This window comes from Pseudonocardia sp. C8 (genome assembly GCF_014267175.1).
Taxonomy (GTDB): Bacteria; Actinomycetota; Actinomycetes; order Mycobacteriales; family Pseudonocardiaceae; genus Pseudonocardia.
In genome coordinates this window covers 5,128,439-5,153,314 of the sequence record NZ_JACMTR010000002.1, presented here as the reverse complement: position 1 = coordinate 5,153,314, position 24,876 = coordinate 5,128,439, and the positions used below count along the sequence as shown (strand labels likewise).

General features: G+C 73.6%; 24 protein-coding genes, 1 tRNA gene, 1 other RNA gene and 1 riboswitch. Of the genes, 19 read left to right on the top strand and 7 right to left on the bottom strand.

The window, feature by feature from the left end; translation table 11 throughout:
• Positions 1-70: 70 nt before the first annotated feature.
• Positions 71-925: a LuxR C-terminal-related transcriptional regulator gene (locus tag H7X46_RS24535; protein ID WP_186361606.1), complete on the bottom strand. Its 855-nt coding sequence runs from the start codon at positions 923-925 to the stop codon at positions 71-73.
• A gap of 245 nt (positions 926-1,170) precedes the next feature.
• Between H7X46_RS24535 and H7X46_RS24530 the strand changes: the two genes are divergently transcribed.
• The 9 genes from H7X46_RS24530 (at position 1,171) to H7X46_RS24490 (ending at position 12,770) form a co-directional block, all read left to right on the top strand.
• Positions 1,171-2,379, top strand: a complete 1,209-nt coding sequence (locus H7X46_RS24530) for a glycine cleavage T C-terminal barrel domain-containing protein (RefSeq protein ID WP_186361605.1) — start codon at positions 1,171-1,173, stop codon at positions 2,377-2,379.
• 5 nt (positions 2,380-2,384) lie between these two features.
• Positions 2,385-3,236 (top strand): methylenetetrahydrofolate reductase, encoded by an 852-nt coding sequence (locus H7X46_RS24525; RefSeq protein ID WP_186361604.1) that lies wholly within the window; start codon positions 2,385-2,387, stop codon positions 3,234-3,236.
• Positions 3,237-3,269: 33 nt separating this feature from the next.
• Positions 3,270-4,964, top strand: a complete 1,695-nt coding sequence (locus H7X46_RS24520; RefSeq protein WP_186361603.1) for a formate--tetrahydrofolate ligase — start codon at positions 3,270-3,272, stop codon at positions 4,962-4,964.
• 23 nt (positions 4,965-4,987) lie between these two features.
• On the top strand, positions 4,988-7,504 hold the full coding sequence (locus tag H7X46_RS24515; RefSeq protein ID WP_186361602.1) for an FAD-dependent oxidoreductase: 2,517 nt from the start codon (positions 4,988-4,990) through the stop codon (positions 7,502-7,504).
• Between the two features lies 1 nt (position 7,505).
• Positions 7,506-8,312: an electron transfer flavoprotein beta subunit/FixA family protein gene (locus H7X46_RS24510; protein ID WP_186361601.1), complete on the top strand. Its 807-nt coding sequence runs from the start codon at positions 7,506-7,508 to the stop codon at positions 8,310-8,312.
• Positions 8,312-9,301 carry an electron transfer flavoprotein subunit alpha/FixB family protein gene (locus H7X46_RS24505; protein WP_186361600.1) on the top strand — a complete coding sequence of 330 codons (990 nt, stop codon included), beginning with the start codon at positions 8,312-8,314 and terminating at the stop codon, positions 9,299-9,301. Before H7X46_RS24510 ends, H7X46_RS24505 begins: the two co-directional genes overlap by 1 nt.
• A gap of 313 nt (positions 9,302-9,614) precedes the next feature.
• Positions 9,615-11,939 carry a molybdopterin cofactor-binding domain-containing protein gene (locus tag H7X46_RS24500; protein WP_186361599.1) on the top strand — a complete coding sequence of 775 codons (2,325 nt, stop codon included), beginning with the start codon at positions 9,615-9,617 and terminating at the stop codon, positions 11,937-11,939.
• 14 nt (positions 11,940-11,953) lie between these two features.
• Positions 11,954-12,424: a (2Fe-2S)-binding protein gene (locus tag H7X46_RS24495; protein ID WP_186361598.1), complete on the top strand. Its 471-nt coding sequence runs from the start codon at positions 11,954-11,956 to the stop codon at positions 12,422-12,424.
• Positions 12,425-12,452: 28 nt separating this feature from the next.
• Entirely contained in the window at positions 12,453-12,770 is a 318-nt protein-coding gene (locus tag H7X46_RS24490; protein ID WP_186361597.1) for a hypothetical protein, read from the top strand.
• A 132-nt stretch (positions 12,771-12,902) separates the two neighbouring features.
• On the opposite strand, the gene H7X46_RS24485 is transcribed toward H7X46_RS24490, so the two are convergent.
• Together H7X46_RS24485 and H7X46_RS24480 are read right to left on the bottom strand one after the other, a co-directional pair.
• Positions 12,903-13,217, bottom strand: coding sequence for an SMR family transporter (locus H7X46_RS24485; protein ID WP_186362880.1), 315 nt, complete (start codon positions 13,215-13,217; stop codon positions 12,903-12,905).
• 20 nt (positions 13,218-13,237) lie between these two features.
• Positions 13,238-13,304: riboswitch (guanidine-III (ykkC-III) riboswitch) on the bottom strand.
• A gap of 57 nt (positions 13,305-13,361) precedes the next feature.
• Complete coding sequence (locus tag H7X46_RS24480; protein ID WP_186361596.1) at positions 13,362-13,697, bottom strand: YnfA family protein; 336 nt, start codon at positions 13,695-13,697, stop codon at positions 13,362-13,364.
• Positions 13,698-13,797: 100 nt separating this feature from the next.
• Between H7X46_RS24480 and H7X46_RS24475 the strand changes: the two genes are divergently transcribed.
• From H7X46_RS24475 to H7X46_RS24450, 6 genes are all read left to right on the top strand, one after another.
• Entirely contained in the window at positions 13,798-14,688 is an 891-nt protein-coding gene (locus H7X46_RS24475; RefSeq protein WP_370588940.1) for a metal ABC transporter substrate-binding protein, read from the top strand.
• The gene (locus H7X46_RS24470) at positions 14,685-15,407 is read left to right on the top strand and encodes a metal ABC transporter ATP-binding protein (protein ID WP_186361594.1); all 723 of its coding nucleotides are present in this window, start codon (positions 14,685-14,687) and stop codon (positions 15,405-15,407) included. The genes H7X46_RS24475 and H7X46_RS24470 overlap by 4 nt, the downstream gene beginning before the upstream one ends.
• Complete coding sequence (locus H7X46_RS24465; RefSeq protein ID WP_370589086.1) at positions 15,407-16,267, top strand: metal ABC transporter permease; 861 nt, start codon at positions 15,407-15,409, stop codon at positions 16,265-16,267. The genes H7X46_RS24470 and H7X46_RS24465 overlap by 1 nt, the downstream gene beginning before the upstream one ends.
• A 151-nt stretch (positions 16,268-16,418) precedes the next feature.
• Complete coding sequence (locus H7X46_RS24460; protein ID WP_255426211.1) at positions 16,419-17,534, top strand: DUF222 domain-containing protein; 1,116 nt, start codon at positions 16,419-16,421, stop codon at positions 17,532-17,534.
• Between the two features lie 236 nt (positions 17,535-17,770).
• Positions 17,771-18,310, top strand: a complete 540-nt coding sequence (locus tag H7X46_RS24455; protein ID WP_222131416.1) for a putative immunity protein — start codon at positions 17,771-17,773, stop codon at positions 18,308-18,310.
• Between the two features lie 44 nt (positions 18,311-18,354).
• Positions 18,355-18,999: a dihydrofolate reductase family protein gene (locus H7X46_RS24450; protein WP_186361593.1), complete on the top strand. Its 645-nt coding sequence runs from the start codon at positions 18,355-18,357 to the stop codon at positions 18,997-18,999.
• Between the two features lie 12 nt (positions 19,000-19,011).
• On the opposite strand, the gene H7X46_RS24445 is transcribed toward H7X46_RS24450, so the two are convergent.
• Both H7X46_RS24445 and H7X46_RS24440 read right to left on the bottom strand, forming a co-directional pair.
• A complete protein-coding gene (locus H7X46_RS24445; RefSeq protein WP_186361592.1) occupies positions 19,012-19,731 on the bottom strand; it encodes a dienelactone hydrolase family protein in 720 nt (239 codons plus the stop codon).
• Positions 19,732-19,986: 255 nt separating this feature from the next.
• Positions 19,987-20,074 (bottom strand) — tRNA-Ser (locus H7X46_RS24440).
• An 80-nt stretch (positions 20,075-20,154) separates the two neighbouring features.
• Here H7X46_RS24440 and ffs point away from each other — a divergent pair.
• Both ffs and H7X46_RS24430 read left to right on the top strand, forming a co-directional pair.
• Positions 20,155-20,249, top strand: an RNA gene (ffs, locus tag H7X46_RS24435) — signal recognition particle sRNA small type.
• A 67-nt stretch (positions 20,250-20,316) separates the two neighbouring features.
• Entirely contained in the window at positions 20,317-22,605 is a 2,289-nt protein-coding gene (locus H7X46_RS24430; RefSeq protein ID WP_370588939.1) for a DNA polymerase III subunit gamma and tau, read from the top strand.
• Positions 22,606-22,608: 3 nt separating this feature from the next.
• Here the strand turns inward: H7X46_RS24430 and H7X46_RS24425 are convergent, their stop codons facing one another.
• Complete coding sequence (locus H7X46_RS24425; RefSeq protein ID WP_370588938.1) at positions 22,609-23,388, bottom strand: N-acetylmuramoyl-L-alanine amidase; 780 nt, start codon at positions 23,386-23,388, stop codon at positions 22,609-22,611.
• A gap of 128 nt (positions 23,389-23,516) precedes the next feature.
• Between H7X46_RS24425 and H7X46_RS24420 the strand changes: the two genes are divergently transcribed.
• A complete protein-coding gene (locus H7X46_RS24420) occupies positions 23,517-23,831 on the top strand; it encodes a YbaB/EbfC family nucleoid-associated protein (protein ID WP_222132378.1) in 315 nt (104 codons plus the stop codon).
• 1 nt (position 23,832) lies between these two features.
• Positions 23,833-24,450 (top strand): recombination mediator RecR, encoded by a 618-nt coding sequence (gene recR / locus H7X46_RS24415; protein ID WP_186361590.1) that lies wholly within the window; start codon positions 23,833-23,835, stop codon positions 24,448-24,450.
• A gap of 82 nt (positions 24,451-24,532) precedes the next feature.
• On the opposite strand, the gene H7X46_RS24410 is transcribed toward recR, so the two are convergent.
• Positions 24,533-24,736: a hypothetical protein gene (locus H7X46_RS24410; protein ID WP_186361589.1), complete on the bottom strand. Its 204-nt coding sequence runs from the start codon at positions 24,734-24,736 to the stop codon at positions 24,533-24,535.
• Positions 24,737-24,876 lie beyond the last annotated feature (140 nt).

Sequence of the window (24,876 nt, the reverse complement as noted above, 5' to 3'; positions counted from 1 at the left end):
CCACAGATGCGGCCGGTGCCCGGGACGGTAGGACCGCTCGGGGGGCTGACCGTCCGAAAGGAGGTGTCGGTCAGAGCACGACGTCGAGCGCGCGGGCCGCCGCGACCGCCTGGACACGGTTGTGCACGCCGAGCTTGCGGTAGGCCGAACGGAGGTAGGCCTTCACCGTCGACGGGGCCAGCCCCAGCCGGACGGCGGCGTGCGCGGCACTGTGCCCGGCCGCGACCTGCGCCAGAACGTCGATCTCTCGGCGGGCGAGCCGCGGCACCGGCGACGACCTCGAGCCGAAGCGGCGTTCGACGTCGTTCAGCACATCCTCCAGCCGGTCCCGCAGGGGGCTGTCGTCCGCGGTCGCGCACAGGTGACGCAGGTCGGCGTAGAGCTCGCGCAGCCTGCCTGCGGCCGCCTCGGGGGCGCGCGGGCCGCAGGTCAGCCGTTCGGCACGTGCGCGGAGCTCCTCGACCTGCCGCCGCGCGGCGACGTGTACCGAGCACTCGAACTCGAACCTGCGCACGACGGCGGCGGTCGCCGCCACGAGCCGGTCGGAGATCTCCACCTCGGTGCGGAACGCGCCGTAGACCAGGCCGGTCGGGCCGTCGAGCACGCTGATCGGCAGGGCGTACATCGCATGCAGGCCCTCGGCGGACACCGCGCGCGTGTAGTCCCGAGGGAGGTTCGACGCCGTGGTGTAGTCCCGCACCTTGACGGGCTTGCGCAGCGCGAGCGCACGCCCCCCGATCCCGCGCCCCCGATCGATCCGGAGCCCGCTCAGGGATTCGGTCCTCGTGCCCGAGAACTCCGTCAGGCTGACCGGCTCGGTCGGCCGAGCCGCCCAGCCCGCCCCGAGGACGTTCACCGGGACGACCTCCCGGAGCTGGTCGAGCAGTGGTCGCAGACCCGTGGATTCCGCAGTGGCCGTTTCCATCACCTGAGCGCCCTTGCCGTCGGCTGGAACTGCACGGACGGCGTACCGCCGTTCGCGTAGCACCTGCAACGAGCCACTCGAGTCCTGGTTACCCCGTCCCGCCGTGGCCAGCACGATCACGGGCCGGAATCCCCTGGAGGATCGTCGAATTCGGCTCTTGACGGGCCGGTGTGACGACGCGCACACTCGTTGCGTCACGCCAGATCCATTGCGTGATACGCAACTCTCGGAGCGAGGCGATCCGGATGACGGACGTACTTGAGCCACAGCAGTCCTCGCGAGAAACCCCGGTCGTCGGCGCACCCGGCATCCTGCTCTACAGCCGGTTGCGGAAGTCGCCGTACTTCTGGAAGTCGCGTGAGCACGGCGTGGCGATGTACAGCGTGTACAACCACACCTACCACCCGCGTCACTACGGTGATCCGATCGGCGAGTACCACGCGCTGCTGACCGGGGTCACGCTGTGGGACGTCGGCGTCGAACGGCAGCTCGAGATCTCGGGGCCGCAGGCGTTCGACTTCACCAACTACCTCGTCCCCCGTGACCTGCACCGGTGTGCGGTGGGGCAGTGCAAGTACGTGTTCATGACTGCGCCGGACGGCGGCATCATCAACGACCCGGTCCTGCTCCGCCTGGAGGACAACCGGTTTTGGCTGTCCCTTGCGGACAGCGATGCCGGGCTGTGGGCGATGGGCCTGGCGCACGCCGGCGGCTGGGACGTCACGGTCCGCGAGGTCGACGTGGCCCCGGTCCAGGTCCAGGGACCGCTCGCCAAACCGGTGATGACCGACCTGTTCGGCAGCGACGTGCTGGACATCCCCTACTACGGGATGCGCCGGTACACCCTCGACGGCATCGACGTGGTGGTCAGCCGCACCGGCTACAGCGCCGAGATCGGTTACGAGATCTACCTGTTCGAGGCGACCCGCAACGCGGGTGCGTTGTGGGACCGGATCTGGGAGGCCGGGCGACCGCACGGCATGCGGGCGATCGGTCCCTGCCACATCCGGCGGATCGAGGGCGGGATGCTGGCCTACGGCTGCGACATCACCCTCGACACGAACCCGCTCGAGGTCGGCTACGACTACCACTGGATGGTCGACCTGGACCAAGAGGCCGACTTCGTCGGCAAGCAGGCCCTGGCCCGGATCCGGAGCGAGGGCGTGAGCCGCCAGATCGCCGGCGTCGAGATGGACGGTCCGCGGCTCGGTTCCTTCAACGACGGGTCGATGATCGAGCCGTTCGCGGTCGAGTCGGACGGCGTCGAGGTGGGCCGGGTGACGAGCGCGTGCTGGTCGCCGCGGCTGGACCGGAACATCGGGCTGGCGATGCTGCCGGTGCCGCTCACCGGGATCGGCACCGAGCTGAAGGTGGTGACGCCGCAGGGCGTGCGGCGGGCCGTCGTCGTGCCGAAGCCGTTCGTGGACCCCACCAAGGCGACCCCGAAGGGCTGAGTGGCATGGGGGGATCGACACCGGGCAGCCGCCGCGCCACGGCGCGGCTGCTCGCCCGGCCCCGCTTCGAGCTGCTCCCGCTGCGCGGGGCGCTCGACGCGACCGCCGCGCTGCCGGCCGGCGCGACGGTGACGGTCACGGCGTCGCCCCGGCAGGGGGTCGACGCCACCGTCGAGCTGACCGAGGCGTTGTCCGGCAGGGGGTTCCGCGCGGTCCCGCACCTCGCGGCCCGCCAGTTCACCGGCCGTGCCCAGCTCGCAGGGGTGCTCGACCGGCTGGACCGGGCCGGCGTGCGGGACGTGTTCGTGGTGGCGGGGGACGCCCCGGAGCCGGCGGGGGAGTTCCCGGACGGGCTGTCGCTGCTGCGCGCCATGGCCGAGCTCGGGCACCCGATGACCTCGGTCGGCGTGCCGTCGTACCCGGAGGGGCTGCGCGGGCTGCCCGGCGACACCCTGTGGCAGCTGTTGCGCGAGAAGCAGGAGCACGCCACCTACACGGTCACCCAGCTCTGCTTCGACGCCGACACCGTGTGCACGTTCGCCGCCCGGGCCCGGGAACGGGGGGTCACCCTGCCGGTCGTGGCCGGCATCCCCGGCGCCGTCGACGCCGGCCGGCTGCTCCGGGTGAGCCTGCGGATCGGGGTGGGGTCCTCGGCCCGCTTCCTCCGCGGGCACCGGTCGCTGGCGGGAAAGCTGTTGCGGCCGAACGGCTACCGGCCGGACGGGCTGGTGCGCCGGCTCGGCGCGCACGTCGCGGCGGGCCGGTGCGAGCTCGACGGCCTGCACGTCTACACGTTCAACCAGGTCGAGGCCACGCTGCGCTGGTTGCAGCTGGCGCACCGTCGCGTCGCCGCGTGATCCGCGGTCGCGAGCACCACAAGGGGGTGGGTCATGCCGACCGACATCGAGATCTCCCGCAGCGTCGCACCGCGGCCGCTGCCGGAGATCGCGGCCGAGGCGGGGATCGACCCGCGCCACCTGGAGCCGTACGGGAACTCGGTCGCCAAGGTCTCCCTCGACGCCGCCTCCGAGCTGGCCGACCGGCCGCGGGGCCGCTACGTCGTGGTCAGCGCGATCACGCCGACCCCGCTCGGCGAGGGCAAGACCACGACGACGATCGGGCTCGGCCAGGCGTTCCGGCACCTCGGCCGGCGCGGGGTGATCGCGATCCGGCAGCCGTCGATGGGACCCACGTTCGGGATCAAGGGCGGCGCCGCCGGCGGGGGCTACTCGCAGGTGGTCCCGATGGAGACGGTCAACCTGCACCTCACCGGGGACCTGCACGCCGTCACCGCCGCGCACAATCTGCTGGCCGCCGTGCTGGACAACCACCTGCACCGCGGCAACGCCTCCGGCCTGGACCCCTGGTCGATCAGCTGGCGCCGGGTGCTCGACGTCTGCGACCGGAACCTGCGCCACGTCGTGACCGGCCTCGGCGGCCGGGACGACGGCAACCCGCGCGAGACCGGCTTCGACATCACGGCCGCCAGCGAGGTGATGGCGGTGCTCGCGCTGTGCGACTCGCTGCCGGACCTGCGCGCGCGGCTCGGCCGGATCGTCGTTGGCACCGACCGCGGCGGTGACCCGGTCACCGCCGAGCAGCTGAAGGCGGCGGGCGCGATGTGCGTGCTGCTGCGCGAGGCGATCAAGCCGAACCTCATGCAGACGGCGGAGCACACACCCGCATTCGTCCACTGCGGACCGTTCGGCAACATCGCGCACGGCAACTCGTCGGTGGTGGCGGACCTGATCGGCATCCGGAGCGGCGACTACCTGGTCACCGAGGCCGGGTTCGGCGCCGACATGGGTGCCGAGCGCTTCTTCAACATCAAGTGCCGGGCGTCCGGCCTGGTGCCGGACGCCGCCGTCGTCGTCGCCACGGTGCGGGCGCTCAAGGCACACTCCGGCCGGTACCGGGTCGTCGCCGGGCGCCCGCTGCCCGAGGAGATGCTCCGCGAGAACCCGGACCACGTGCTCGAGGGGGCCGCGAACCTGCGCCGCCAGATCGCGAACGTCCGCGCGCACGGCGTGCCGCCCGTGGTCGCGGTGAACGCGTTCCCGTCCGACTTCGACAGCGAGCGCCGCGCGATCATGCAGGTCGCGGCGGAGGAGGGCGCCCGCGCCGCGGTGACCCACCACGTCGCGAAGGGCGGTATCGGGGCCGCCGACCTGGCGGGGGCGGTCGAGGACGCCTGCACCGAGCGCGCGGACGGCTTCCGCATGCTCTACGACGACGACCTGCCGTTGCTGGACAAGGTCGACACGGTGGCCCGCCGGATGTACGGCGCCGACGGCGTCGACCCCACCCCGCTCGCGCGCCGCCAGCTGGAGTCCTGCGAGCGCAACGGGTTCGGCCGGCTCCCGGTGTGCATCGCGAAGACCCACCTGTCGCTCACCGCCGACCCCTCCCGGCCGGGGGCGCCCACCGGCTGGCGGCTGCCGGTCCGCGAGGTCCGGCTCTCGGCGGGCGCCGGGTTCGTCTACCTGATCTGCGGCGACATGCGCACCATGCCGGGGCTGTCGTCGTCGCCCGCCGTGGAGCGCATCGACATCGACGACGACGGCGAGATCGTCGGGCTGTCCTAACCGGACCGTCCTAGGAGGACGTCATGACCACACCACCGGAACGGGCCGACGTCGTGGTGATCGGCGCCGGCATCGTCGGCAACTCGCTGGCCCACCACCTCGCCGAACGCGGGCGGCGGGGCATCGTGCTGCTGGACAAGGGGCCGCTGCCCGATCCCGGCGGCTCCACCGGGCACGCGTCGAACTTCGTGTTCCCGGTCGACCACTCGCAGGAGATCACCGCGCTGACCCTGGACTCGATGCGGCAGTACGAGAAGTTCGGCACGCTCACCACCTGCGGCGGCATCGAGCTCGCACGCACCCCCGAGCGGGTGGAGGAGCTGCACCGCCGCATGTCCTCGGCCACGGCGTGGGGCATCCCGGCCGAGCTGATCGGGCCGGACGAGATCGCGAAGCGCATGCCGTTCCTCGACACCTCCACCGTGCTGCTCGGGTTCTTCACGCCGTCGGTCGCCGTGGTGGACCCGCTGCGCACCGGGGCACTGATGCGGGAGCGCGCCCAGGAGCTCGGCGCGCTCACGGTCCGGGCGAACACCGAGGTCCTGGGCATCGACACCGAGGGCGGGCAGGTCGTCCGGGTGCGCACCGACGGCGGCGACATCGAGACCGGCACCGTCGTCGTCGCCTGCGGGGTGTGGAGCCCGCGGATCGCGGCGATGGCCGGGGCCCGCATCCCGCTCACCCCCGCGGTGCACCAGATGATCGACGTCGGGCCGATCCCGGAGCTGGAAGCCACCGGCTGCGAGATCGCCTACCCGATCGTGCGGGACATGGACGCGCTGATGTACGAGCGCCAGTCCGGGGCCGACCTGGAGATCGGCTCCTACGCCCACCGGCCGATCCTGCACGAGCCCGACGAGATCCCCTCGCTCGCGGCCGCCGCCCTGTCGCCGACCCAGCTGCCGTTCACCGAGGCGGACTTCGACCCGCAGCTGGAGCAGGCGCTGGCGGCGTTCCCGGAGATCCTCTCCCGGCCGGACGCCGGGATCCGGCACGCGATCAACGGGCTGCTCTCGCTGACCCCGGACGGCGCCCCGGTGCTCGGCCCGGTGCCCGAGGTGGGCGGGCTGTGGTCGGCCGCCGCGGTCTGGATCAAGGAGGGGCCCGGTGTGGGCCGCAGGCTCGCCGAGTGGATGACCGACGGCGTCCCCGGGATCGACCTGCACGCCGCCGACATCGCCCGGTTCGGCCCGCACCAGCGCGCGGCCACGCACGTCCGGGCGCGCACGTCCGAGGGGTTCAACAAGACCTACGGGATCGTGCACCCGCGCGAGCAGTGGAGCGCGGACCGGGACCGCAGGCTGTCGCCGTTCCACGCAGCCGAGGCCGCGCTCGGTGCGGAGTTCTTCGAGGTCGGCGGGTGGGAACGGCCACAGTGGTACGAGGCCAACCGGCCGCTGCTCGCCGAGTTCGCGGGCCGGATCTCCGAGCGGCCGCACGAGTGGGACGCCCGGTGGTGGTCCCCGATCATCGACGCCGAGCACCTGGCCATGCGCGAGCGGGTGGCGATGATCGACCTGTCCGCGTTCACCCAGTTCGAGGTCACCGGCCCCGGGGCGTGCCGGTACCTGCAGGGCCTGACGGTGGCCGACGTCGACAGGCCGGACGGCCGGATGATCTACACCCCGGTGCTGGCGCCGAACGGCGGCTTCCGCTCCGACCTCACGGTGGTGCGGCTCGGCCGCGACCGGTTCCGGGTCATCACCGGGGCGGCCGACGGGCCGCGCGACCTGGCCTGGTTCACCGCCCACCTGCCCACCGACGGCGCGGCGAGCCTGACCGAGATCACCTCCGGGGTGTGCACGGTCGGCGTCTGGGGCCCGCGGGCCCGTGACCTGCTCGCGGCCGTCACGCCGGACGACGTCTCGGCGGGCGGGTTCCCCTTCGGCCGGGCGAAGTGGATCACGATCGACGGCGTCCCGGTACTGGCCCTGCGCGTGTCCTACGTCGGTGACCTGGGCTGGGAGCTGCACGCCCCGTTCGAGCAGGGCCGCAGGCTGTGGGACGTGCTGTGGGCGGCCGGGGAGCCGCTCGGCGTCGTCGCCGCCGGGATCGGCGTCTACGGCACGACCGGGCGGCTGGAGAAGGGCTACCGCCTGATGGGCGCGGAGCTGGACTCCGAGCACGACCCGGTGGAGGCCGGGCTGGCGCTGCCGCGGGTCAAGGCACACGACTTCATCGGCAGACAGGCCTACCTGCGGGCCCGCGAGCAGGCCCCCGCCGCGATCCTGTGCACCCTCACCGTCGACGACCACACCGGCGCGGACGGCACGCGACGCGTCCCGCAGGGCGGCGAACCCGTCGTGACCCTCGAGGGCGACCGGCTCGTCGACCGGATGGGCCGCCCGTCCGTGGTGACGACCGCGGGCGCGGCCCCCTCGCTGGGCCGGCACCTGCTGATGGCGTACCTGCCGCGGGAACGCGCCGTCGAGGGGACCCGGCTGGCCGTGCGCTACATGAACCACGACCATCCGGTGACCGTCGCCCGGGTCGGGCGGACCCCGCTGTTCGACCCGGACGACAGCCGGATGCGGGGCTGACATGAGCACGGCCGACGACCCGGCCCGGCGCGACGTGCTGGTGTGCGTCAAGCGCACCCCGGCGGTCGGCGCGCGGATCACGCTCACCGAGGACCGGATGGCGATCGACACCCGCCACCTCGGGTTCACCGTCGGGCCGCACGAGGAGTGCGCGGTCGAGGCCGCCGTCCGGATCGCCGAGGAGCACCGGGCCGGCGGCGGCACCGCGCGGGTCACCGTCCTGACCGTCGGGCCGCCGGACGCCGCCGAGCAGCTCCGGTACACGCTCGCCATGGGCGCCGACGACGGGGTGCTCGTCGAGGTGCCCACCGAGGAGCTGGCCCCGGAGCCGACCGCGGCGTCGATCACGGCGGCCGTGCGGGCGGCGGCCGACGGGGGCACCCGCTACGACCTGCTGCTGTTCGGCACCGACTCGGCCGTCGCCGGGAACGCGCAGGCCGGGATCCGGGTGGCGCGCGCGCTCGGGCTGCCGATGGTCACCGGGATCAAGGGCATGGAGATCGACGGTGAGGGAGTCGTGCTGCACCGCGAGACCCCCGGTGGCAACGAGGTGTACCGGGTGCCGCTACCGGCGGCCGTCGGGGTGAAGGAGGGGATCAACCTCCCGCGCTACCCGACGATCAAGGGCAGGATGCGGGCCCGGAAGGCGGAGCTGCGCACCGTCCCGGGCCGGACGGAGCCCGGCGGGCTGCGCACGGTGGGGCTGCGGTGCCCCCGCGAGGACCGGCCGGAGACCGTCGTGCTCGGCACCGGGGCCGCGGCCGTGCCCGCAGTGGTGGAGAAGCTGACCGAGCTCGGGGTGCTCTGATGCTGCTCGTACTGATCGACACCGACGAGGACGGCGTGCCCGGTCCGGGCACCGATGACCTGCTCGCGGTGGCCCACGGCACCGGGCTGCCGGTGCACGCCGTCGTGATCGGGACCGTGCCGGACGGGCTGCCCGCCGAGTGCGTCCACCGGATCCGGCACGACCTGCTGAGTGGCTACGCCCCCGAGGCGTACGGGGAGAGCCTGGCCCAGCTCGTGACCCGGGCCGGCCCCGCGGGGCTCCTGGCCGCGGCGACCGAGCGGGGCGACGAGGTCCTGGCCCAGGCCGCGGCGCGGGCCGGGGTGCCGCTGGCCACGCGCTGCGTGGCGCTGCGGCCCGGTGATCCGTGGTCGCTGACCCGCCTGCGCAGCGGCGGGGTCCTGCTCGAGGACGCCGAGCTGAGCGCGCCGGTCGCGTTCGCGACCGTCGCACCGGGCGCGGCCGCCGGAGCGGAGACGCCTGCCGCCACCGGGACACCGGAGATCGTCGACTTCACCCCCGAGCTGGACCCGGCACTGGCCCGCACCCGGGTGGTCGAGCGAGTCCCGCGGGCCGAGGGCGTCTCGCTGGCCACCGCCCCGGTCGTCGTCTCCGGTGGGCGCGGGGTGGGCAGCGCCGAGGGGTACGCCGTGCTGGAGGAGCTCGCCGACCTCCTCGGTGGCGCGGTGGGCTGTTCCCGGGTGGCGACCAACAACGGGTGGCGCCCGCACCGGGACCAGGTCGGGCTGACCGGCACCCGGATCGCCCCGGACCTCTACATCGCGTGCGGCATCAGCGGCGCGACCCAGCACTGGGTCGGCTGCATGAACGCCCGGACCATCCTCGCGATCAACACCGATCCGGAGGCGCCGATGGTCACGCGCTCGACCTACGCGGTCGTCGGGGACCTCCACGAGGTCCTCCCGGCGCTGGTCGACGCCCTGCGGGCGCGCGTGCGCGGCTCCGGCCACGCCCCGCCGGCGGGGGTGAGCGCGCGCTCCGAGACGTGAGCCCCGCGCCACTACCCACCGACGGGGGTGCCCGCACTCACCCGATCGGGTCGTCGCAATGTTGTCGGGACAACGTGTTAATACGGATTAACGTGACGGGATTCATCCGCATCTGCGGATGAAGTGTGCCTCACCTCAGCTGCTCCGACCTGCAGTTCTCCCTCATCTCACCGTCCGCGGTGCGGAACCGGCGCCCTCGCCGGGGCCGGTCCCGGCGCCGCATCCCGCCGCACCGGGCTTCGTTCTGCCCGTGACGGACTCCGGCAGGCAGCTCCCCCGAACCAGGGCCGCCGGAGGAGATGAGAGGACGACGATGTCTGCCCCGACACGTGCACGCGAGAAGCGCCGCGACGTCAGCCGCCGCCGCTTCCTCGGATACCTGGTCGCCGCGCCCACGCTGGTGGTCGCGGCCGAACTCGGCCGCCAGCAGCTGTTCGCCCCGCCGGACGCCTCGGCGGCGGCGATCCCGTCGCCGCCGCAGACCGCGGACGTCTACGACCTGCTGGACGCGATCCGCGACTCGTCCCGGCCCACCGCCAACCTGATCAAGGTCGAGGTCAACCGGGACGGCACGGTCTCGTTCGCGCTGCCCCGCTCGGACAACGGCCAGGGGATCATCACCTCCACCGCGATGATCATCGCCGAGGAGATGGACCTCGACCCGGACCAGGTGCACGTCACGCTGGCCGACTCGCGCCCCGAGCTGGTGTTCAACCAGCTCACCGGCGGGTCCAGCACGACGTTCTCGACGTTCACGCCGATCCGGGTGGCCGCCGCCATCGCGAAGGGCCGGCTGCTCGACGCCGCGGCCCACATGCTCGGGCAGGACGTCGACACTCTCACCAGCCGCTCCGGGCTGATCACCGGAGCCGGCGGCAGCGCGATCCCGTTCTCCGACCTCACCGAGGCCGCGGCCAGCGACGTGACCAAGCAGGTCGAGGTCGCGCTCAAGCCGCGCGAGGAGTTCACGGTCATCGGCACCGAGCGGACCAAGGCGGACGCCCGCGCGATCGTGACCGGCAAGAAGGAGTTCCTCGCCGACATGCAGGTCCCGGACGCGCTGCCGACCGTGATCTGCCGGGGCCCGTACCTGAACTCGGAGCCGCAGAGCGTCGAGAACGCCGACGAGGTCCGCAACATGCCGGGCGTCACCGACGTGGAGATGGTGAGCACCGGCGTCGCGGTCCGGGCCAAGACCACCGGCCAGGCCATCGACGGGGTCAACGCGCTGCGCGTCCAGTGGGACGGCGGCACCGTCGAGGGCGAGAACGACGAGTCCGTGCTGGAGAAGGTCCGCGCCGCCGAGCTGCCGCTGGCCGTGCCGTCCGTGCCCGGCGAGACCGTCGAGGGTGACTTCGCGTTCTACTTCCGCAGCAACTCCGCGCTGGAGACGAACGCCGCGATCGCCGACGTCCGCGAGGACTCCGCCGAGATCTGGTCGGCCCTGAAGATCCCGATCACCGTCCAGCACGACATCGCCGAGCTGCTCGGCATGCCGGTCAGCGCGGTGACCCTGCACGTCGTGGAGGGCGGCGGCTCGTTCGGGCGCCGGCTGTTCGGCGACGCGGCCAAGGAGGCCGCCGAGGTCTCGCAGAAGATGGGCAAGCCGGTGAGCCTGGTCTGGACCCGGGCCGACGACTCCCGGCAGGGCCGCACGCACCCGATGGCGACCTCCCGGATCCGGGCCGTCGTGAGCGGCGAGTCGGTCGTCAGCTTCGAGCAGCGGCACACGAGCGTCACCACCGACTTCGGGCACGGCTTCGGCGACGCGGTCACCGCGGCGGCGGCCAAGGCGCCGCTCGGCCAGGTCGGGGTCTCCGAGGCGATCTGGGAGCTCACCCAGAACACGCCCTACGACTTCGGGGCCCAGACCCGGACGCTCACCGAGGTCGACCTGCGGTTCAACACCTGCTCGATGCGCAACGTGTACTCGCCGGACGTGTGCACCGCGCGCGACCTGATCGTCGACCAGATCGCGGCGAAGATGGGCAAGGACTCCTACGAGTTCCGCCGCGAGTTCCTGCGCAACGACGCCATGCGCGCGGTGCTGGACAAGGTCGCGGAGGAGGGGAACTGGGGCCGCTCCATGGAGGAGGGCACCGCCCAGGGCCTCGGCTTCCACGTCGAGTACAAGAGCTACGCCGCGTGCCTGGTCGAGATCGACTGCCGGCCGGAGACGGTCAACCGCGAGGTCCGCTCGGCCCGCACCGGCCCGCGCGTCACGAAGGTGGTCTTCGCCAGTGACGGCGGCCTGATCATCAACCCGCTCGGGTACCGGGCCCAGCTCATGGGCGGGATCAACGACGGTATCGCCATGACGCTGACCTCCGGCCTGCACCTGGAGGACGGTCACTTCATCGAGGCCAGCTGGGACAACTACTTCTACACCCGGCAGTGGAACACCCCGCTCGACATGCAGATCTTCATCGTCGACAACGGGCGGCCGGAGCCCGGCGGCGTCGGGGAGCTCGGCGTCGCGCCGACCTGCGGCGCGGTGGCCAACGCCTACGCCCGTGCCACCGGGACGGTGCCGGAGTACTTCCCGATCCTGCACAAGGAGCCGCTCCCGTTCGAGCCGTACCCGACGGTGCCGCCGGTCCCGCCGTCGCCGACCAACGGCCTCGACTACGCCCGCTGAGAAGGAGACCGTCCATGTCGACACACACGTTCAAGGTCAACGGCGAGCTCGTCTCCGTCGACGTCGAGGACGACGTCCGGCTGCTCTGGGTCCTGCGTGACCTGCTGGGGGTCAAGGGCCCCAAGTACGGGTGCGGGATCAACGTCTGCAAGGCCTGCACGTCGCACATCAACGGCAAGGCGTTCAACCCGTGCTCGGTGCCGGTCGGTGCGCTCTCCGAGTCGGACGAGGTGACCACGATCGAGGGGCTCGCCGACGGCGACGAGCTGCACCCGATGCAGAAGGCCTGGATCGACAACGACGTCGCCCAGTGCGGCTACTGCCAGCCCGGCCAGATCATGGCCGCGGTGGCGCTGGTGAAGCGGTGCGCCGAGGAGGGCCGGTCGATCGACGACGACGCCCTCGACGAGATCCGCAACATCTGCCGGTGCGGCACCTACAACCGGATCCGCGAGGCGATCAAGGCCGGCGCCGACAACATGTGACGGTGTCGCTGGAGGAGAGGACGGATTGATGAAGAACCGGACGCGGCGCTCGCTGATCGCCGCCGGCGCCCTGGGCGCCGTGGGACTGCTTCCGGCCGGGGTCGCGGCCGCTGCCGACGAGGGCGACGGGCACGGCTACCCGAGCACGCAGAGCCCGACGCAGGTCGTCGGCGCGGTGGAGGGCCTCACCGGCACCGCGGGGAGCGGCTTCGCCGACGCGGCCGACAGCCACCTCCCGGGCAACCGCCCCGACGGGGTCAACGGCACCGAGACCGAGTTCCCGGCGCTGAACCCCGGATACGTCGAGGGCCCGGCCGGCGGGCTCCTCAACGGACCCTTCGAGTAAGGGGCTCCCAGGAGGCGGTGGGGCCGGCGCCACGGTGCCGGCCCCACCGTCCTCGTCCGCACTCAGTGTTGTTGCTTCGGCCCTCGACCGCCGGGCCTCAGTGCGGCTGCTTCGGCCCTCGACCGCCGGGCCTCAGTGGAGGACCTTGAGCCCGACGACGCCACCGACGATCGCGACCAGGCACAGCAGCCGCGCGGTCGTCGCCGGCTCGCCGAGCGCGACCATCCCGTAGATCGCGGCGCCGACCGCGCCGATGCCGACCCAGATTGCGTACGCGGTCCCGACCGGCAGCTCGCGCAGGGCCAGCGACAGCCCGGCCATGCTGAAGAACAGCGCGACCGCGAACAGGACCGACGGTCCGAGCCGGCTGAACCCCTTGCTCTGCGATAGGGCAGCCGCCCACACGGTCTCCAGCACACCCGAGACGACCAGGTAGACCCAGGCCACGATGACACCCCTTTCCGGCGAGTGCGTCGTCTTGGCGTTCCGGGTACGGCGCGTCTCGTCCGGGGTGCCGCCGGGCGGCGGCCCACCTCCCATGATGCGCGATCCGCGCGCACGGGCAAGCGATGGTGACCGGTCCGACCAGGTCTACACCGGACGCGGCGCATACATGATCACCGCGACGCCCGCCAGGCAGATCAGGGCACCGGTCACGTCCCAGCGGTCCGGCCGGAAGCCGTCGGCGAGCACGCCCCAGGCCAGCGACCCGGCCACGAACACACCGCCGTACGCGGCCAGGATGCGGCCGAAGTGGGCATCCGGCTGCAGCGTCGCGACGAACCCGTAGAGGCCCAGCGCGACCACCCCGGCACCGATCCACAGCCACCCGCGATGCTCGCGCACGCCCTGCCAGACCAGCCAGGCGCCGCCGATCTCGCACAGGGCGGCGATCGCGAACAGGACGATCGAGCGCAGAACGGTCATGGCCGCATCCTGCCGTCGTGCCCCCGGGTTGTGCGACGGCCGGGCTCTCCGGCATGGTTTAGCTATGCCTAACGGCTCGACTTCGGTATGGCGAACATTAGTGGTCGTGCTGGTCGCGGGCCTGCTCGCCGCCGGCTGCTCGGGGCAGCCCCGGCCGGACGACGATCCGCGCCCGGTCGTGCTCACGACGTTCACCGTGCTGGCCGACATGACCCGCCAGGTCGCGGGTGACCGGGTACGGGTGGAGTCGATCACCCGTCCGGGTGCGGAGATCCACGACTACGAGCCGTCGCCGGACGATCTCGTCCGCGGGGCGGGCGCGGACCTGCTGATCGAGAACGGCCTCGGGCTCGAGCGCTGGTTCGAGCGGTTCGTCGACCGGGCCGAGGTGCCCTCGGTCGTGGCGAGCGAGGGCGTGCCACCCGTGCCGATCGCGGCGGGGGAGTACCGGGACCGGCCCAACCCGCACGCCTGGATGTCCCCCTCCGCAGGCATCCGGTACGTCGAGAACATCCGGGCCGCGCTGACCCGGCTGGACCCGGAGGGCGCGGCCGCGTACGCCGCCAACGCCGCGCGGTACTCCGCGCAGCTGCGGGCGGTGGGTGACGAGCTGGCCGCGGACCTGGCCTCGATCCCGCCGGCGCAGCGGGTGCTGGTCACCTGCGAGGGCGCGTTCTCCTACCTCGCCCGCGACTCCGGCCTGCGCGAGGCGTACCTGTGGCCGGTCAACAGCGAGGGCGAGGGCACCCCGCGACAGATCACCGACGTCGTCGCGTTCGTCCGGGCGAACCGGGTCCCCGCGGTGTTCTGCGAGTCCACGGTGAACGACTCCGCCCAGCGGCGGGTGGCCGAGGAGACCGGCGCGCGGCTGGCCGGGACGCTGCACGTCGACTCGCTGACCGGTCCGGGCGGCCCGGTCCCGTCGTACCTGGACCTGCTCCGGGACGACGCCCGCACGATCGCCGAAGGCCTCACCGGGGTCCGCCGATGACCGCGCTCGAGGTCACCGGGCTGACCGTCCGGCACGGTGACGTGCTCGCCCTCGACGACGTCTCGCTGCGGCTCGACCCGGGCACGGTCTGCGGGCTGATGGGCCCCAACGGCTCCGGCAAGTCGACGTTGTTCCGCGCGGTGATGGGCCTGGTCGCGCCGGAACGGGGCACGGTCCGCGTGCTGGGGACGACCTCGGCCGGAGCCCGCCGCCGGGCGGCCGTCGCCTACATGCCGCAGGCCGAGGAGATCGACCCGGACTTCCCGATCGTCGCCCACCAGGTCGTCCTCACCGGGCGGTACGCCGGCATGGGGATCGCCCGGCGCGCACGGCCGGCCGACCGGGCGGCGGTCGCGGCCGCCCTGGACCGGGTCGGCATGACCGGGCTGGCGGACCGGCAGATCGGGCGGCTCTCCGGCGGGCAGCGCAAGCGCGTCTTCCTGGCCCGGGCGATCGCTCAGGACGCGCCGTTGCTGCTGCTCGACGAGCCCTTCGCCGGCGTCGACCACGGCACGCAGGCCGAGCTGACCGGCGTGCTGCACCAGCTGCGCGACGCCGGCTGCACGGTCCTGGTGTCCACGCACGACGTCGGCGGGGTGTCCCGGCTGTGCGACCGGGTGGCGCTGCTGGCCGGGCAGCTGCTCGCCGACGGGACCCCGGACGAGGTCCTCACCCCCGACGTGCTCGGCCGGGTGTTCGGGCTGCGGGGGGCGTCGTGATCGCCTGGCTGGTCGAGCCGCTGCAGTTCGGGTTCATGCAGCGGGCGCTGCTGGTCGCCGTGGTCGCCGGGACGGTCGGGGCGCTGCTGTCCTGCTGGCTGACCCTGGTCGGCTGGTCGCTGATGGGCGACGCCGTCTCGCACGCGGTGCTGCCCGGGGTGGTGCTGTCCTACATCATCGGGATCCCGTTCGGGGTGGGCGCGTTCGTGTTCGGTGCGGGCGCGGTGGCGCTGATCGGGGTGGTCCGGCGGACGTCGCGGGTGAAGGAGGACGCGGCGATCGGCGTCGTGTTCACCGGCCTGTTCGCGCTCGGGCTGGTGCTGATCTCGACGACGCCGTCGGACACCGACCTCGCCCACATCCTGTTCGGCAACCTGCTCGGGCTCTCCGGGGCGGACGTCGTCCAGATCCTCGTGCTGGGCGCGCTGACCGTGCTGATCGTGGCGGTCAAGCACCGCGACTTCACCCTGGTCGCGTTCGACCGCACGCACGCGCACGCGGTCGGGATCGACCCGCGCCGCACCGAGGCGGTGCTGCTCGGGCTGCTCGCGCTGGCCGTCGTCGTCGCGCTGCAGGCGGTGGGGATCGTGCTGGTCGTCGCGGTGCTGATCGTGCCGGGGGCGACGGCGTACCTGCTGACCGACCGGATGGAACGGATGCTGCTGATCGCGGTGCTGGTCGCGGTCGCTGCGGCGGTGGCGGGCACCTACCTCAGCTACCACCTCGACGTCTCCACCGGTGGGTCGGTCGTCGTCTGCCTGACGGTGGAGTTCACGCTCGCGTACCTGTTCGGCCCGCGACACGGGCTGCTGGGCCGGCGGCGGCTCGCGGCGAGGGCGCCGTCCGCGCGGACGTCGTGAGAACCGTTGCCACGAACGGCCCGCTGGTGGCACGGATCGCGGAGTGCCGCCCTCGTCGGAGGTGGCGGACCGCCCCGTGAGCCTGCGGCGAGCGGTCCTTCGGTGCGCCGAACGGCCAGAAGATGGCGTGGCCACACGATAGAATTCGAACATGCGAGCGAAGTCGAGCGACGGCGGGGACCCGGTCACCGCCGCGCTGTCGGCGATGCTCGACCAGCTGTCCACGCTCGCCGACACCGACACCGACCCCACCGGCGGGGTGACCGCGGCGACCCGGATCGACCGGATCGCGCTGCTGGAGAAACTCCGTGGCGCGGTCGCCGCGGCCCAGCACACCGAGGCGATCGGGTTCGCCCGCGCCCAGGTCGAAGACACGCTCGCCCGCGGCGACATCCACCCCAGCAAGGTGCAGCGCGGGATCGCCGACCAGATCGCCCTCGCTTCTCGCATCTCGCCCACCGCCGGGTCGCGGCGGTTGAACACCGCCTGGACCCTGCGCGCCGACCTGCCCGGCGTGCGTGGCCTGCTGGTGGCCGGGCGGATCTCCGAAGACATCGCCACCCAGGTGGTGTCCGAGACCCGGCACCTGACCGCGGAGCTGCGCCGGCAGGTGGACACCCAGATCGTCGCCACCCGGATCGAGGACCTGAACCCGCGCCAGGCCGCGTTGAAGGTCCGCGACCTCGCCTACCGGGCGGACAAGGCCGCTTATGTCCAGCGGGGCCGTACCGCGCGTAAGGATCGCCGGGTCACCCTGCGGCCGGCCCCGGACACCATGGCCGTGCTCTCCGCCCTGGTGCCGGTCGAACAAGGCGTCGCCGCGCTGGCCGCGTTGCGCCGGCACGCCGACACCACGGTCGGGGTCGGCGACGAACCCCGTAACCGGGACCAGGTCATGGCCGACACCCTGGTCGAACGCCTCACCGGGCAAACCGAAGCCGCCGATGTGAACGTCGAGGTCGGCATCGTCATCCCGGTCGACGCCCTGGTCGACCCCCGCTCCCCGGCCACCGCGCAGGTGGTCGGGCACGGCCCGATCCCGGCCTGCCTCGCCCGCGAGGTCCTGGCCGGCACCAAGGGCCGCCGCTGGTGGCGACGCCTGTTCACCCGACCGGCCGGCGGACCGCTGATCGGCGCCGACCCCCGGCGCCGCTACTTCGACGGCGTGCTCGCGGCGTTGATCCGGATCCGGGACGACGACCGCTGCCGGGACCCCTACTGCGGGGCACCGTGCCGCAACATCGACCACATCCACCCCGACGCATAAGGCGGTCCCACCAGCTACACCAACGGCCGCGGCACCTGCGTACGCGGCAACCAGATCAAGGAACTACCCGGCTGGACCGCCGAGGTCATCCACGACGGACTCGGCGACCAGCCGCACACCGTGCGGACCACCACCCCGACCGGGCACACCTACACCAGCCGCGCCGGACCCTGACCGGTCACGGGGCCGCCCGACACAATGCACCCGTGGTGCAGGCCGGACCTGACGATGCCGGGTTGACGACGGAGGACCTCCGCGTGGTCACCCGCTATGCCGTCGAGTGCGCCGAGGACGTCCTGCCGATCTTCGAGGACCCGCATCCGCACGACCGACGCCCGCGCGCGGCGATCGACGCGGCGCGAGCCTTCGTCGGCGGCGCGGCACGATCCCGGCTGCAGCGCGTCACCTCTCTCGACGCGCACCGGGCCGCGAAGGAGGCGACGATCGAGGCGGCTGTGCACTCGGCGCGCGCGGCCGGCGATGCGGCCGCGGCGGCGTACCTCCATCCACCCGGGGCGGTGTGGGAGTGGACGTCAATCCGGGCCCGGACGTCCCAGGTCGGGCACATCCTGCGCCCCGCCGCGCACGCGGCGCGCGCTACGGAGCTGGCTGCCGGGCGCGATCCTGCCACCGGAGACCTGTACATCGAGCGGGCCCGGCTGCGTGCGACGCCTGCGCTCGCCGACATCGTCCGCCGGTACCCACCGCCGCCTGACGGGGTGAACCGCGTCGCCCGGCTCATGACGGCCTTGGACACGGCGCTGCGCACCCGCTGAGCGGGCGGCGATGAGTTTGCGCGGCACCGGGAGTCGTACCCCCTGTGACCCAGATGCTCAGAGTCCAGAACTTCACCGTCTCCAGCGACGGGTTCGGCGCCGGCGAGAACCAGAGCCTCGAGCGACCGTTCGGGCATGCCGACCCCGGCGAGATGTTCGCGTGGGCCGGCGCCACCGCGAGCTGGCCCAACCGCACGGATCCCGGTGGAAGCCGCGGCCTCGACGACTACTTCACCCGGGACTTCACCCGTAACATCGGGGCCGAGATCATGGGGCGCAACAAGTTCGGCCCCCAGCGTGGTCCCTGGGCGGACCACGACTGGCGCGGCTGGTGGGGCGACGAGCCGCCGTTCCACACCCCCGTGTTCGTGCTGACCCACCATGAGCGTCCGTCGTTCAGCCTCGGCGACACGACGTTCCACTTCGTGCAGGGTGACCCGGCAACGGTCCTCGAACGGGCACGAGCGGCCGCGAACGGCAAGGACGTCCGTCTCGGCGGCGGAACCTCCGTCATCCGCGAGTTCCTCGACGCGGACCTCGTCGACACCATGCACGTCGTGGTCGCACCGGTGAAGCTCGGATCCGGGGTACGGCTCTGGGAGTCTCCCGACGAGCTCCGTGACCGCTTCCACCTCGACGTCGTGCCCAGTTCGAGCGGGGTCACGCACCACCTCTTCTGGCGGAAGTGACCCCTGACCCGATCACCGCAGGTGCCGGTCGTAGAACCGACCCGCGTCCTCCACCTCGAACCACGGGGTGCCGACGTGCCCGCCCATGTTGGCGTGCAGCGTCTTCTGCGTGCTGCCGAAGGCGTCGAACAGGTCCAGCGCCCGCTGCCGGGGGTTCCCCTCGTCGTCCCACTGCAGCAGGAACAGCAGTGGAACGGTGACCAGGCGGGCCTCCTCGCGTTGGGTGCGGGGCACGAACCCCCCGGCGAAGAGGCCGACGGCCGCGATTCGCGGTTCGGTCACCGCCAGCCGGATGCCCACGGCGGTCCACCCCGAGTACCCGACCGGGCCGGCGATCCCGGGAAGCGACAGGAGGGTGTCGAGGGTGGTCCGCCATTCCGGTGCCGCCCGCTCGACCAGCGGGCCGACCACGGACTCGAAGACCTCGTCGACCGGTCCGCCGGCCTGCACCGCCCGGCGGAGGTCGGCGCGGGCCCGTTCCTCGGTGGCCGACCGGGGCCGGTCACCGCACCCGGCGGCGTCGATGGTGGCCACCGCGTACCCGCGCGTCGCGAACTGCCGGGCCCGGGCCACGAGCCGGGGGTCGCTCTTGGGCAGGCCGTTGTTGTGGGCCATGAGGATCAGCGGGGCCGCCGTGGATCCCGGCGTCCACAGGGTGCCGGGGACCTCGCCGAGGACGAACTCGCGTTCGAGAACGGTGTCGTCGAGCCGCTGCTCGGAAATGACATGCATGGTCGTGCCTCTCGGGAGTGCTCGCGAACGGCGCTCCCGGACGACCTGCCTATCGTCCGACCGTGACCCCGGAGGGGAGCACCCATGTCGATGCGTTCACGGGTACCACCTCCTCGATCTCTCGCACGGCCTCCGGGAAGCTAGCAGCGGCCGCCCGCGGTCCGTCAACGGATTTGCGGAGGCCGCGCACGAGCCCGGAAACGACGAACGCCGGGCACCCCGCGGTGGAGTGTCCGGCGCTCGGCCCGTTCGGGCTGGCGGAGGATACGGGATTTGAACCCGTGAGGGATTGCTCCCAACACGCTTTCCAAGCGTGCGCCCTAGGCCACTAGGCGAATCCTCCGCGAACAAGGCTACCCGCCGTGGCACGCGGTGCGGCACCGCCCCCTCGTCCCCGCGGCGCGGTGTTCGTGGCACACTGTCCGTGGACCCCGTGCGGCGTCCATCCTGTGAACTCCCCCAGGGCCGGAAGGCAGCAAGGGTCAGCAGGCTCTGGCGGGTGCGCGGGGTCCCCTCATGTCCCGGGCCCTCTCGAGTTCCTGCCGTCGTCGGGAACAGTCGGGGGTCATCGGTAGCCTCGCGTCCGTGGCTCTGGCTCTGTACCGCAAGTACCGCCCGGCCAAGCTGGCCGACGTCGTGGGGCAGGAGCACGTCACCGAGCCCCTGGCCACGGCCCTGTCCGCGGGGCGGATCAATCACGCCTACCTGTTCTCGGGGCCGCGTGGCTGCGGGAAGACGTCGTCGGCCCGGATCCTCGCCCGTTCGCTGAACTGCGAGCAGGGGCCGACACCCGATCCCTGCGGGGAGTGTGCGTCGTGCGTGGCGCTCGCACCCGAGGGGCCGGGCAGCATCGACGTCGTCGAGCTCGACGCGGCCTCGCACGGTGGTGTCGAGGACGCCCGCGAGCTGCGGGACCGGGCGTTCTACGCGCCCGCCGAGTCGCGCTACCGGGTCTTCGTCGTCGACGAGGCCCACATGGTCACCAACCAGGGTTTCAACGCGCTCCTGAAGATCGTCGAGGAGCCGCCGGAGCACCTGGTCTTCGTGTTCGCGACGACCGAGCCGGACAAGGTCCTCCCGACGATCCGGTCGCGGACCCACCACTACCCGTTCCGGCTGATCCCGCCGGGGACCATGCGCTCGCTGCTGGAGCGGATCTGCGGCGAGGAGCACGTCACCGTCGCGCCGCCGGTGTTCCCGCTGGTCATCCGGGCCGGCGGGGGTTCCGCCCGGGACACGCTGTCGGTGCTGGACCAGCTTCTGGCCGGGGCCGGGCCGGAGGGCGTCACCTACGACCGGGCGGTCGCCCTGCTCGGCGTCACCGACTCGGCGCTCATCGACGACGCGGTGGACGCGCTCGCCGCGGCCGACTCCGCCGCCGTCTACGGCGCGGTGGACCGCCTGGTCGAGGCCGGGCACGATCCGCGCCGCTTCGCCAGCGACCTGCTGCAGCGCTTCCGGGACCTGATGCTGATCCAGGCCGTCCCGGACGCCGCCGAGCAGGGCCTCGTCGACGGCGCGGACGACGAGCTGTCGCGGATGGCGGACCAGGCGGCCCGGCTCGGCGCGGCCACCCTCACCCGGTACGGCGAGATCCTGCACCAGGGCCTGATCGACATGCGAGGTGCGACGGCGCCGCGGCTGCTGCTCGAGCTGCTGTGCGCCCGGATGCTGCTGCCCGCCGCCACCACCTCGGACGGCGGGCTGCTCGAGCGGCTGGAACGGATCGAACGCCGGAACGCGATCGTCTCCGACGGCGCCGACGACGGCGGCGCACCCGCCAAGCGGTTCGTGCGCCCCAGCGAGCGGGCGGCCGGCCCAGCCGACCCGGGACCGCCCGGGGACACCGGGGCGGCCGATTCCGGGAGTGCGGGACCGGCCGCGTCCGAGGCGGCGAGCGCCGCGGCCACCGGGCATGGCCCGGCGGCCTCCGGGTCCGAGGCGGCGAGCGGTGCGGCCGCGGACGGCGGAGGGCCCGGCGGCGACGGCTCCGCCGCGACCACTCCGTCCGAGGAGGCGACCCCGCCGGCGTCCACCCGGCCCGTCCCCGGTGACGGGGGCACCCACCCGGCGGACGCGCCCGGGCAGGGCCGGCCACGCGAGGCCACGGCGCCCGAGGCGCAGGCGGCCGCACCCACCCCACCGGAGCGCACCCGCCCGGCCCCACCCCGGGACGGTGCGCCCCCCGACGCGGCCCCGCCGGCGTCCGCGCAGCCCGCGCCGGCGGCCGGGTCGCTGGACGCCACGGCCGTCCGCCGGGTCTGGTCGGAGATCCTCTCCGCGGTGCGGCAGCGCAGCCGCAGCACCGAGGCGCTGCTGGTCAACGCCACCGTGCGGGCGGTCGACGGGGACACCCTCGTCCTGGCCATCGCGGCGCCGCCGCTGGCGCGCCGGCTCTCGGAGCAACGCAACACCGACGTCATCAGCGAGGCGCTGCGGGCGGTGCTCGGCGTGCAGTGGCGGGTGCGCTGCGACCAGGGCGAGGCGGCCGGGCCGCCTCGCCGGGCCGCCCCGGAGCGGCCGCAGCGCCCGGTCCCGCAGCGGCCCTCGCAGCAGCCCGGCCGGCAGCAGACCCCTCCGCCGCAGGCCGGGCCCGCGCGGCGGTCCCCGGCCCCGGACGGCGACATCCCGCTGCCGCCCGAACCGCCGCCGGAGGACGCCCCACCGGACCTCGACGAGCCCGGGCCCCGGCGCCCGTCCGGGAACGGGGACGCGGCCCGGTCGTCACCGGCCAGCCAGGCCGACGAGGAGGAGGCGATGCTCGCCGAGGCGGCTGCCGAGGCGGCCTCGCCGGCGGCCCGGCGGGACCCGGAGGCCGCCGCGCTGGGCATCCTCAAGGAGCAGCTGGGCGCCCGGACCATCGAACCCCGGTGACGGTCACCGCCCGAGGTAGGCGAGCACGCCGGCGCTGATCGCCGCGGCGTAGCGGTCCCGGCCCGCGGCGCTCGCCAGCACGGCGGCGTCCTCGGCGTTGCGCATGTTCCCCGCCTCGACCAGCGCGGTCGGCACCGTGGACAGGTTCAGCCCGGCGAGGTCGTCGCGGCCGTCGAGACCGTCCCGCCCGATGTAGCCGGCCGGGCTGAACCGGCCCGAGCGCAGCGCGTCCCGCAGCGCGGTCGCCAGCCGCCGGGACGCGGGCCCGGTGCCGTGCACCGGCGGGTCGGCGTGCGCGACGTGGAAGCCCCGGGCCGACGGCGCGGCCCCGTCGGCGTGCAGGGACACCGCGGCCACCGCGCCGGCCCGGCCGCCCGCCGCGCCGCGCGCATCGACGCAGGGCCCGACTCCGTCGTCGGCGCCGCGGGTCGTCACCACCCGCACCCCGGAGGCCTCCAGCCGGGCCCGGACCCGCTGGGCGAGGTCCCAGGCGAAGGCGTGCTCGGGGTAGCCGGCCGCCGTGGCGGTCCCGGTCGTGTTGCACGGTTTCGTGCCGCCGCGACCGTCCGGCACCGGGCGGTCGATCGCGTCCCTAGCGGCCCGGTTGCCGCCGTTGTGCCCGGGGTCGAGCAGCACGACCGGGGCGGCCGGGGCCGTCGCGGCGGCCGACTGCACGGTGGCCCGGGCGGGTGGCGTCGCCGACGCGCCCGGCACGGCGGCACAGGCGCTGCACAGGGCGGTGGCTGCGAGGAGCGCGGCGGCGGAACGGATCGGGGCGTGCACGGTGGGACAGCCTGACACGGCTACGCTGGAGGGGGAGACGCCCGCACCGGCCGTGTCGGGGGAAGCCCCCTGGACGCGTGAGCCGGGACCGACAGCGAGGGGTACGCGTGCAACCCGGTCAGCCCGACATGCAGACGATCCTGCAGCAGGCGCAGAAGATGCAGCAGCAGCTCCAGCAGGTGCAGGAGGAGCTCGCCGCCGCGGAGGTGACGGGCCAGGCCGGGAACGGCCTCGTCGAGGTCACCGTCACCGCCGGTCTCGAACCGCGCTCGGTGAAGATCGACCCGACGGTCGTCGACCCCGAGGACGTCGAGACGCTCCAGGACCTGGTCACCGGCGCGCTCGCCGACGCCGTCCGGCGCGCGCAGGAGCTGCAGCAGCAGAAGATGGGCCCGCTCGCCGGCGGCCTCGACATGGGCGGCCTGGGACTCCCGGGCGCCTGAGGTGTTCGAGGGACCGGTCCAGGACCTGATCGACGAGCTCGGCCGCCTGCCCGGCGTCGGTCCGAAGAGCGCCCAGCGCATCGCCTTCCACCTGCTGGCGGCGGACCCGGCGGACATCGCCCGGCTCCAGGAGGTCCTGCAGACCGTCAAGCAGGGCGTCGCGTTCTGCGAGGTCTGCGGCAACGTCGCGGCCGGCACCCGGTGCCGGTACTGCTCCGACTCCCGCCGGGACCCGTCCCTCGTGTGCGTGGTCGAGGAACCCAAGGACGTCCTGGCCGTCGAGCGGACCCGGGAGTTCAAGGGGCGCTACCACGTGCTCGGCGGCGCGCTGGACCCGCTGGCCGGTGTCGGGCCGGACACCCTGCGGATCCGCGAGCTCCTCGCCCGGCTCGGCGGCACCGGGCCGGCCGAGGACGAGACCGCCATCTCCGAGGTCATCATCGCCACCGACCCCAACACCGAGGGCGAGGCGACGGCGACCTACCTGGTCCGGCTCCTGCGTGATTTCCCGGGGCTGACCGTCACCCGGCTCGCCTCCGGCCTGCCGATGGGCGGAGACCTGGAGTTCGCCGACGAGATGACGCTCGGCCGCGCGCTCGCCGGGCGCCGGTCCCTGTAGGGGACCGGCCCGGCCGGGCGGCGCAGCAACCCCCCGTTGCCACGCCGACCGTCCCCGCCCGGGCCGTGGCCCGGGCGCGTCGTCAGTCCGTGTCCTCGTCGGCCCAGGCGTCGACGTGGTGCGGGCCGCCGTGCAGCTGCCGCTGCCGCCGCTCCCACGCCCGCCGCCGCTCGGCCGCGATCCGGCGCCACGCCGTGCGCTGCCGGGCGTCGGTCACCCCGATCACGATCGCCGTCAGGACGATCACCGCCAGCCCGGCGAGGACCAGCGTCACCAGCGTGATCACGGTGTCCACCGCCCCGTGCGGGCGCGCTCGTGCTTGCCGGCGTGCGGAACCCGTGCCCTGCGGATCATCTCGTTCCCCCTCCTGCGCTGCTGATCCTCCGGTCCCACCCGGCCGCCCCGGGCGATGTGGTGCCCGTCACG